At 46.2% G+C, this 9,909-nt stretch carries 8 protein-coding genes and 1 pseudogene; all 9 read right to left on the bottom strand.

Annotation, left to right across the window (positions count from 1 at the left end; all coding sequences use genetic code 11):
• Nucleotides 1-286 precede the first annotated feature (286 nt).
• A complete protein-coding gene (locus FU659_RS19440) occupies nt 287-499 on the bottom strand; it encodes a hypothetical protein (RefSeq protein ID WP_187274258.1) in 213 nt (70 codons plus the stop codon).
• Nucleotides 500-567: 68 nt separating this feature from the next.
• On the bottom strand, nt 568-819 hold the full coding sequence (locus FU659_RS19435) for a nuclease domain-containing protein (protein WP_222708587.1): 252 nt from the start codon (nt 817-819) through the stop codon (nt 568-570).
• Nucleotides 820-840: 21 nt separating this feature from the next.
• Nucleotides 841-1,161 (bottom strand): hypothetical protein, encoded by a 321-nt coding sequence (locus FU659_RS19430; protein WP_222708586.1) that lies wholly within the window; start codon nt 1,159-1,161, stop codon nt 841-843.
• A 56-nt stretch (nt 1,162-1,217) separates the two neighbouring features.
• Nucleotides 1,218-1,532, bottom strand: coding sequence for a hypothetical protein (locus FU659_RS19425; RefSeq protein ID WP_147949088.1), 315 nt, complete (start codon nt 1,530-1,532; stop codon nt 1,218-1,220).
• Nucleotides 1,533-1,775: 243 nt separating this feature from the next.
• Complete coding sequence (locus FU659_RS38910) at nt 1,776-2,000, bottom strand: HNH endonuclease (protein WP_147949092.1); 225 nt, start codon at nt 1,998-2,000, stop codon at nt 1,776-1,778.
• 5 nt (nt 2,001-2,005) lie between these two features.
• Nucleotides 2,006-2,259, bottom strand: a pseudogene (locus tag FU659_RS37370) (YdeI/OmpD-associated family protein); the annotation flags it as partial.
• 355 nt (nt 2,260-2,614) lie between these two features.
• Nucleotides 2,615-3,550, bottom strand: a complete 936-nt coding sequence (locus FU659_RS19410) for an S-layer homology domain-containing protein (RefSeq protein WP_147949087.1) — start codon at nt 3,548-3,550, stop codon at nt 2,615-2,617.
• The gene (locus tag FU659_RS19405) at nt 3,547-9,432 is read right to left on the bottom strand and encodes a leucine-rich repeat protein (protein ID WP_147949086.1); all 5,886 of its coding nucleotides are present in this window, start codon (nt 9,430-9,432) and stop codon (nt 3,547-3,549) included. The genes FU659_RS19410 and FU659_RS19405 overlap by 4 nt, the downstream gene beginning before the upstream one ends.
• Nucleotides 9,320-9,901: a leucine-rich repeat domain-containing protein gene (locus FU659_RS19400; RefSeq protein WP_147949085.1), complete on the bottom strand. Its 582-nt coding sequence runs from the start codon at nt 9,899-9,901 to the stop codon at nt 9,320-9,322. Before FU659_RS19400 ends, FU659_RS19405 begins: the two co-directional genes overlap by 113 nt.
• Nucleotides 9,902-9,909 lie beyond the last annotated feature (8 nt).

Raw genomic sequence — 9,909 nt, 5'->3', positions numbered from 1 at the left:
TAAAAAAGACGGCTCCTTCCATTTTAAAATGGAAATGAGTCGTCTTTTTGTTTAGAGATTTAGAAATTCTGAAAAACAGAGAGTTCTTCAGTGGCCTCCATAAGGGTTTGCTGGTTTTTCATATAAAATCGATTTACAAATTAAGTTTTGAAGTGGTGTTTTAGAGTAGAAATCCCGATTTACAAATAAGATTTGAAGTACTTCTAACAAACTATTTATAAAGAGATCCCTATCAACAAACGTATCCGTTAGCGTAATGACATTTCTTAATCAGCGAGAGCACGTTTTATGTTCGCTTTGCTTCATCAACCAACTTTTCATCTCTATCATCAATTGCCTGCAACATTATCAAAATAGGAATAAATATGGCAATCAATCGAGCTAATAGCTTCGTTTCTTCATCTACATCCCCATATTCTTTAAAAAAATTACCTCGATTATCCTTGAATTGAAAATTCTTTGTATCTACTAAATTCCATATTTTTGAGAAAAACTCCATTAGCCAATCCTCCTAAGAATGTCTTAGTCATAAGTTAAAATTGCCATATAACAGTTTATATTTCTTCATCAGCCCTGCGAAATTCCAGAACTTATACAACGATTAATCTCCATTTTCAATACTTCAATTAAAGTCATCCCTAATTTCTCGTCTTCATTTGGATATGCCCTAACTGCAGTTAATCCAGCCGTGTAATTGACAGTTTTTCCTGGATAAAGGATTGCCACGTATTGAATGACTGGATTATTCATTCCATCGCGAATTGAATCTCGATAAGCGTGCATTTTATCGATATCTACCTTTTCGGTTTCCCGTTTCATTCTTATTCTCATCTTCTTCGACTAGACTATATTAGGGCTCATTTCACTTTGCAGCTTATATTTAGGGTCAAATTGCAGTACTTTTGTGCCGATATCAGGCACAGTTATTTCAATTGCGATATCTGGACGTTGGAGTTTCACATGCTGAACCGAAGCCAGTTTATGGTTAGCTAACCCCTCTTGCAGAGCCAAGAGCTCTACCTCATCAATAACTCGATAATCTCCGGATTTCTTCTTCTCCAACATATCTGCGATTAGATTTAACAGCACACGCTTGTCCATTGCGCGGGAAGAAATCTTTAGCTCTTCCACGACTTTATTAATTATTACGGAGCTCTCCAACTCGTGCAGATAGTAAATTCGAGGGATTCCCTCTGATCCATCGGGTTCAATCTCGGTCAGCTTCCCAAAGAATTGGTTTCCTGTAATTTGAACAAGTCATCTGTTATGACAATACCCTTTTGCTTTGCCTTCCTGTCATTTTCGAAAAATTTAACAGGGATATCCCCCTGGTTCACTACATGAAATGCATCCAGCACATTTACAAATCCATATTTTACAGTTTGCTGGATCAGTTGCTCATGGGTAATATCTTCAGCTATGAATTGCCGACAAGCATTAAGCATAATACTCGATTGGGAAGTGGTTTGTTTATCATTGAGCTTCAAGTGTTCAATTATATTATTAGAAAAGGGAACAGCTAATTCTTCCAAAGTGATGAAGGACTTACCACTTGGGATTAATTAGATTAAAGATTTTGCCATGGAAAATTTATACGATGCGCTGTTTCTGCCGAACAAAATTACTGCTCTCCAGAACGATTCCAGCGAGGGATATTCTTCTTCAAATTTCAAAATAGATCATCCTCTATTAATTTATCAATGACTTATAGACTTGTTCAGCTATCCAAATAGAAAAATATTAAGGAGATTGGTTTATGCGGCTGATTCAATAAATTAAATTTTACAGGCATTTATCATGTTACTTAACTCTTCAATACTAAGCTCCGGCTTATGCTTGTGAATGATAGCATGACAATTAGCACATACGGGTCTCAAGTCTTTAATAGGGTGTAATTTATATGTTTTTCTAATAGAATGCAAAGGCACCAAATGGTGTACTTGAATAAAACCATGTCCAACTTGTCCATAGAAAACCTCGAAATCAAAACCGCAAGCGATGCATTCTTTTCCTCCTTTAGCCTTAGTTCAATATCTTCATCTATCCTAAGAGAATTGTGATCCATAATAGGAAGAACCCTTCTTCCTTTCGTCTCTCATTAACCCCAACTTTTCGAGGTGGCGGACACGTTCTTTATTTTAATTCAGTCCATGAGCTTTTTTTACTTCTAGGTGACAACCTCTGAGCCAGCTCCGTTTCAGAAATTTTCTTTTTGACTCCATCGATCCATCCAAAGCACAAAGCTTCCTCGACATTCAGGAGATTGCTTTGGAAAGAAAGTACGATATTGCAATATGCCATGCCTTTTTACTTCATGTACCGAACCCAATGGTTATACTGAAGAAGATGATTGATTGTGTTGTTGATACAGGAAAAGTGATTACATTTGAACCTCATTGGATTTTCCTGACCAACAGTGAGCAACACTCCACATGTGTTGAGTGCTGTGTCTTGGATACTTCCTAGAAATAAAAACGTCTGACAACTCAATCACTTCCTTGATCTTCACCCATGCCGAACGTTAGAGCTTGCAGAGCGGTTAACCATCACCCTATCATCTAAAAAGCCAAAATAAAGAAGACCCCTATGCCTAGAGGTCTCCATATCTCGAATCCTATTCGATTTTCTTCACATGAAGCAGGTTCATGATCACCGTCACAGCTTCGGCACGTGTTACCGTTTCTTTAGGTGCGAACTGGTTACCGTCGCGTCCTTTGACGATGCCTATCTGTTTAATCATGAACACCGCTCCCTTGGCCCACTCTGGAATCTCGCTTTCATCGGAGAAGCCAGTCGCGACATCCGTTGGGATCTTCGCGCCATACGCCTTAGCAATCATCATCGCCATTTCCATCCGCGCAATGTTCCCGTCCGGGCGGAAGCTACCATCTGTGTAGCCTGACAAGATGCCGGATTCTACTGCTTGAGTGATCGCTTTCTTCGCCCAAGTAGTAATCTCATTCGTATCGGTGAAGCTTAACGTTGTGTTTCCATTTGAAGGCTTCCATGCATTCATTAGCATCGTAACGATTTCTGCACGCGTAATCGTTGCGTCCGGTTTAAAGCTGCCATCCGTGTAGCCATTAACGATTCCCTGCCGCACCGCTTGTTTGATTGTCTCTTCCGCCCAATGACCGGCGATGTCGCTAAAGTTAACTTCCGTGGACTCAGTCGCTACGATGGGCAAGCCCGACTTTTTATCCACTACAAGCACCGCGAACTTCGTAAAATGGTTAACCTCTACGCGGATCTGGTTCCCGTCGATCTTGCCTCCAGGAACTTCTACCCAAGCCTTCTTTCCTTCATCATAATAGAACAAGGCTATTGTTTGATTATCCTTTACCTTGGTCGGGTCAAAGGTAAAAGTCAATGTCACCGGTTTACTAAAATTGCCCGAGTAATTCTTTAGAATCTCGAATATAGAGCTTGCCAGCACCTCATGATTCGCCAGCAGGCCAGGAATCTCACTTAATTCTTCTATCGTTATCTTCAATTCTTTGTCTGAAGCATTAGCTGGAACAGTAATGAGGATCTTGCCATCCAAGCTCATCTCGCCAAGTTTCCTAACGGAAGCGTAAGATTCCCGTTTGTTGAGCGAATCGGGTCAATGTTGGAGCTTCCGCCATTTCCACCGCTTCCACCAGAACCGCCCGACCCGCCGCTACCTCCACTGCCTCTTGGCATAACAGCCTTGGACGGAGCGGACGCTGCGCTTGATCCGACCCCATTCTTCGCAACTACCGTGAACGTATATTCCGTGCCGTTCGTCAGTCCCGTGACTGTGATCGAACTCGCGGTTGCTGAGGTTCCTGTGAATCCTCCCGGATTGGACGTGACCGTATACCCCGTGATTGCACTACCGCCATCGTTCAACGGTGCGTCGAAGCTAACCGTTGCCTTGCCATTACCTGCGCTCGCCGTTACATTCCTCGGAGCGCTCGGCACACCGACACCGATCGGCGCAACGGGTGTCACACTCGCCGATGCCACCGATGCCGCGGAGTCGCCTACTACATTTGTCGCAATTACCGTGAACGTATATGCCGTGCCATACGTCAGTCCCGTGACTGTAATCGGACTCGCAGTTGCAGAGGTTCCTGTAAATCCTCCCGGACTTGACTTGGCTGTATACAGCATGATCGCACTACCGCCATCACTGACCGGTGCGTCAAAGCTGACGGTCGCTGCTCCATTCCCTGCGGTCGCTGTTACATTCGTTGGCGCTCCTGGCACACCTGGCACACCTGGCACACTAATCGGCGTCACACTCACTGATGCCAATGATGCCGCGGAGTCGCCTACACCATTCGTCGCAACTACTGTGAACGTATACGCCGTTCCATTCGTCAGTCCCCTGACTGTGATCGGACTCGCGGTTGCAGAAGTTCCCGTGAATCCTCCCGGACTGGACGTAACCGTATAGCCCGTAATTGCACTTCCGCCATCACTCGCTGGGGCGTCGAAGCTAACCGTTGCCGTTCCGTTACCTGCGGTCGCCGTTACATTCGTTGGCGTGCCTGGTGCACTCGGCACAACAATCGCCGCAGTCGGTGTAACACTCGCTGACGCCTCCGATGCCGCCGAATCGCCTATACCATTCTTCGCAACTACCGTGAACGTATACGCCGTTCCATTCGTCAGTCCCCTGACCGTGATCGGACTCGCGGTTGCAGAAGTTCCCGTGAATCCTCCCGGATTGGACGTAACCGTGTAAAGCGTAATCGCATTCCCGCCATCACTCGCTGGGGCGTCGAAGCTAACCGTTGCCGTTCCGTTACCTGCGGTCGCCGTTACATTCGTTGGCATGGCTGGTGCACTCGGCACAACAATCGCCGCAGTCGGTGTAACACTCGCTGACGCCACCGATGCCGCCGAATCGCCTGCACCGTTCTTCGCGACTACCTTGAACGTATACGCTGTTCCATTCGTCAGTCCCGTAAACGTAACGGGACTTGCGGTTACAGAAGTTTTCGTGAATCCCCCTGGACTGGACGTAACCGTGTAAAGCGTAATCGCACTCCCGCCATCATTCGCCGGGGCGTTGAAGCTAACCGTTGCCGTTCCATTACCTGCGGTCGCCGTTACATTCGTTGGCGTGCCTGGTGCAATCGGCACAACAATCGGCGCAGTCGGTGTAACACTCGCTGACGCCACCGATGCCGCCGAATCGCCTGTACCGTTCTTCGCGACTACCTTGAACGTATACGCCGTTCCATTCGTCAGTCCCGTAAACGTAACGGGACTTGCGATTACAGAAGTTTTCGTGAATCCCCCTGGACTGGACGTAACCGTGTAAAGCGTAATCGCACTCCCGCCATCATTCGCCGGGGCGTCGAAGCTAACCGTTGCCGTTCCGTTACCTGCAGTAGCTGTTACATTCATTGGCGTGCCTGGTGCACTCGGCACAACAATCGGTGCAGTCGGTGTAACACTCGCTGACGCCTCCGATATTGCCGAATAGCCTGCATAATTCTCCACGTATACTACGAATGTATATGAAGTTCCATTCGTCAGTCCTGTCACTGTGATCGGACTCGCGGTCATAGAAGTTCCTATGAATCTTCCCGGATCGGATGCGACTTTATAGTAGAAGATCTCACTACCGCCATCACTGACTGGGGCGTCAAAGCTGACTGTCGCTTCTCCATTCCCTGCACTCACCCTTACATTCCTTGGGGCGCTCGGCGCACCGCTCGGCACAACGGGCGTCTCACTCGCCGATGCAGCGGAGTCGCCTATAATATTCCTCGCGACTACCGTGAACGTATACGCCGTTCCATTCGTCAGTCCCGTGATTGTGATCGAACCCGCGGTTTCAGAGGTTCCTGTAAATCCTCCCGGACTGGACGTGACCGTATATTGCGTGATCGCACTTCCTCCATCACTCGCTGGGGCGTCAAAGCTAACTGTCGCTTCTCCATCACCTGAAATCGCTGTTACATTCGTTGGAGCATCTGGCACGACAACAATCGGCGCAGTCGGTGTAACGCTCGATGACGCCTCCGATGACGCGGAATCGCCTGCACCATTCTTCGCGACTACCGTGAACGTATACGCTGTTCCATTCGTCAGTCCCGTCACTGTGATCGGACTCACGGATGCAGAGGTTCCTGTGAATCCTCCCGGACTGGACGTGACCGTATAGCCTGTGATCGCATTTCCTCCATTACTCGCTGGGGCGTCGAAGCTAACTGTTGCTACTCCGTTCCCTGCGTTCGCCGTTACATTCGTCGGAGCGCTCGGCACTGCAATCACTTTAAACGCTTTTGAATAAGAATATCCTGCTACATGACTTGCATTCTGGTCGTCAACACGAACGTGCAAATACCACGTACCTGCAGTAGGAGGTGTAGTAATGGAATCTTCGCTCGTGAACGCTACCCATCCCGCGTTCGGCCACTCTAGTACCGTTTCCGTTGATGACCATTGGTAATAAGTTCGGGCTGATTGTGTGGAATCAGGAATGGCTGCCGTTATCTTTGTTGACACAGATTGTTTTCCCACTGATTCACCGTTTGGAGAAAAGCTGACTCCCGCAGACAAAATATTAAGGAAAGGATACCAAGTATTATTAGCATAATCCTTCGCGGTAGAAGGATTAAACCCTATTATCGTACCTTTTCTGTCTGAATTCATTCCGAATGCTAGAGCCCCTATTGCAGTTAAATCTCCTTCAACAATAACACTTGTTAATAGGCTATTATTTTCAAAAGCATAAATACCTACGCTCTCTACACTTTTTGGAATTCTCACGCTTGTAAAACGGTTGTACTCAAATGCACTAAGACCTATACTCTTCATACTGCTTGGGAACGTGACACTCGTTAATTGGTTATTAGAAAATGCTTCCCTGCCTATACTAGTAACACCCTCCGAAAGCGTCACACTTGTTAATCGATTATATTTAAAAGCAGATTGTCCTATACTCGTTACACTGTTCGGGATTGTGACGCTTGTTAATTTATTAGTAATGAATGCACTATTGCCTATACTCGTTACACTGTTCGGGATCGTGACGCTTGTTAATTGGTTATCAGAAAATGCACTCTCTCCTATACTAGTAACACCCTCCGAAAGCGTCACACTCGTTAATTGGGAGTTAGCAAATGCAAGTTTTCCTATACTCGTTACACTTCCCGGAATCGTTACATTCGTTAATTGGGTGCCATAAAATGAAAATTGCTCTATACTCGTTACACCCACCGGAATTGTCACACTCGTTAATTGGGAGTTATAAAATGCAAATTCTCCTATACTCGTTATACCCACCGGAATCGTGACCTTCGATACATCTTTACCCATAAATACTTGCCGGCCTAATGCGACTACAGCATGCCCATCTAATTCAGCAGGGATATTAACCACTTTATCTACTCCGCGATAACCTGTAATCGTCGCCATTAGCATCGCATTTAATTCATACGTATAATCCTCATTTGCGCTAGGGATCACACGTTCTGATGGGACCGATGCCGCCGAGGTTCCTATCGCATTCTTCGCGACTACCGTGAACGTATACGCCGTTCCATTCGTCAGTCCCGTGACTGTGATCGGACCCGCAGTTACAGAGGTCCCTGTGAATCCCCCCGGATTAGACGTAACCGTATAGCCCGTGATCGCACTCCCGCCATCATCCGTTGGGACTTCGAAGCTAACCGTCGCCGTTCCTTTACCTGCGGTCGCTCTTACATCCCACGGCGCGCCTGGCCATGTCTTCGAATTGGCTGTCACGCTAGCCGATGCTACTGATGCCGCCGAATCGCCTACAGCATTCGTCGCAACTACCGTGAACGTATATGCCGTTCCAAACTCCAGTCCTCTGACTATGATCGGACTCGCCGTTGTAGAGGTTCCTGTGAATCCTCCCGGTTTGGACGTAACCGTATAGCCCGTGATCGCGCTACCGCCATCACTCACCGGGGCATTGAAGCTAACCGTTGCTGCTTCTTTACCTGCGATCGCTTTTACATTCGTTGGCGCGCCTGGCACTACCTTCGTATTGGGTGTGACGCTAGCCGATGCTGCTGATGCCGCCGAATCGCCTGCACCATTCTTCGCAACTACCGTGAACGTATACGCCGTTCCATTCGTCAGTCCCGTGACTGTGATCGGACTCGCAGTTGCAGAAGTTCCTGTGAATCCCCCCGGATTGGACGTAACCGTATAGCCCGTGATCGCGCTACCGCCGTCACTCACTGGGGCATTGAAGCTAATCGTCGCCGTTCCATTACCTGCGGTCGCAATTACATTCGTCGGTGCGCTCAGCAGCAAGGCATTAGTAACTTTAAACGCTTTGGAATGGGAATAACCGACTGTATGATTCTCATTCTGATCGTCTACTCGAACGTACAGATACCACGTACCTGCAGCAGGAGGCGTAGTAATGGAATCCTCGCTCGTGAACGTTACCCATCCCGCGTTCGGCCCCTCTGGTACCGTTTCCGTTGATGACCATTGGTAATACGTATGGGCTGATGGTATGGAATCAGGAATAGCTACCGATACCTTTATTGACATCGATTGCTTACCCACGGATTCACCGTTAGGAGAATAACTGACTCCCGCAGACAAAATATTGAGGTATGGATACCCAAAATTATTCGCATTGTTCTTCGCGGGGGAAGGATCAAACGCTATTATCGTACTGTTTGGATTACCACTGAACGCTGTATCTCCTATTGTGGTTGAATCCCCTTCAACAATAATACTTGTTAATAGGTTCGTACTAAATGCATATTCTCCTATGCTCGTTACACTGCTTGGGATCGTGACACTCGTTAATTGGTTATGATAAAATGAAAATTTCCCTATATTCGTCACACTATTCGCAATCGTCACACTCGTTAATTGGTTAAAAGAAAATGCATGATTGCCTATGCTCGTTACACCAACCGGAATCGTCGCACTCGTCAATTGGTTATACTGAAATGCATATTCTCCTATACTTGTTACACCAACCGGAATTGTCACACTCTTTAATTGGTTATATTGAAATGCATATTCTCCTATACTCGTTACACTCCCTGGAATCGACACACTTGTTAATTTGTTGTACTGAAATGCATTTCCTCCTATACTCGTCACACCGTTCGGAATTGTCACACTCGTTAATTCATTATTAGAAAATGCACTACCCTCTATGCTCTTTACATTCTCCGAAATCGACACACTCGTTAATTGGTTATGACTAAATGCATTTCCCCCTATACTCGTTACACTGTTCGGGATCGTCACACTCGTTAATTTGCAATTCGAAAATGCTTCATTGCCTATACTCGTTACATTGTTCGGAATCGTCACGCTTGCTAATTGGTTATACTCAAATGCACGATCGCCTATACTCGTTACACCGTTCGGAATCGTCACACTCGCTAATTTGTTGTACTGAAATACGCTTTCCTCTATGCTCGTTACACCCTCTGGAATCGTCACACTCGTTAACTGGTTGTACTGAAATGCGCTTTCCTCTATGCTCGTTACCGCCCTCTGGAATCGTCACACTCGTAAGTTTGTTTTGAAGAAATGCAGATGCTCCTATAGTCGTTACACTGTTCGGGATCGTCACACTCGTTAATAGGTTGCCAGCAAATGCAGACCTACCTATACTTAATACACCTTCTGGAATCGTCACACTCGTTAATTTTTTTAAATAAAAGGCTTCATAACCTATTCCAATTACAGAATGCCCATCTACTTTGTCAGGGATAGTAACCACTTCATCTACTCCAACATAATTTGAAATATAGGCAAATGATCCAACTAAAGAATACTCAAAATCTCCGAAAGATTGAGCTTGCGCTTCCCGAACATTACCTACTGACCATGTACCAAGCGAAATCAACGACAATGTGAGTAGACAAATCATTAACTTCTTAATACCCTGTACTCGCCTTCGTAACATATCCCCTT

The sequence above is a fragment of the Paenibacillus sp. N3.4 genome (assembly GCF_008017805.1).
Taxonomy (GTDB): Bacteria; Bacillota; Bacilli; order Paenibacillales; family NBRC-103111; genus Paenibacillus_E.
This window is presented reverse-complemented; position numbering and strand designations above follow the sequence as displayed.